The 426-nt window shown below is 44.1% G+C and carries 2 rRNA genes; both read left to right on the top strand.

Annotation, left to right across the window (positions count from 1 at the left end):
- Positions 1-242, top strand: a 23S ribosomal RNA gene (locus K9U40_RS24050); the annotation flags it as partial.
- A gap of 78 nt (positions 243-320) precedes the next feature.
- Positions 321-426: ribosomal RNA gene (gene rrf, locus K9U40_RS24045) — 5S ribosomal RNA — on the top strand; the annotation flags it as partial.

The raw sequence follows: 426 nt of genomic DNA, 5'->3' as shown, positions 1-426 counted from the left end.
GTACGAGAGGACCGGGATGGACATACCTCTGGTGTACCAGTTGTCGTGCCAACGGCATCGCTGGGTAGCTATGTATGGACGGGATAAGTGCTGAAAGCATCTAAGCATGAAGCCCCCCTCAAGATGAGATTTCCCAACTTCGGTTATAAGATCCCTCAAAGATGATGAGGTTAATAGGTTCGAGGTGGAAGCATAGCGATATGTGCAGCTGACGAATACTAATCGATCGAAGACTTAATCAAATTTTAAATGTTTTGTTTGGTTGAATCATATTTTACTTACTATCTAGTTTTGAATGTATAATTTCATACATTTCATTGTCTGGTGACAATGGCAAGGAGGTCACACCTGTTCCCATGCCGAACACAGAAGTTAAGCTCCTTAGCGCCGATGGTAGTCGGACTTACGTTCCGCAAGAGTAGGACG

Origin of the sequence: Xanthobacter autotrophicus (assembly GCF_030015065.1) — a bacterium.
GTDB classification, from domain to species: domain Bacteria; phylum Pseudomonadota; class Alphaproteobacteria; order Rhizobiales; family Xanthobacteraceae; genus Xanthobacter; species Xanthobacter autotrophicus_D.
This window is presented reverse-complemented; position numbering and strand designations above follow the sequence as displayed.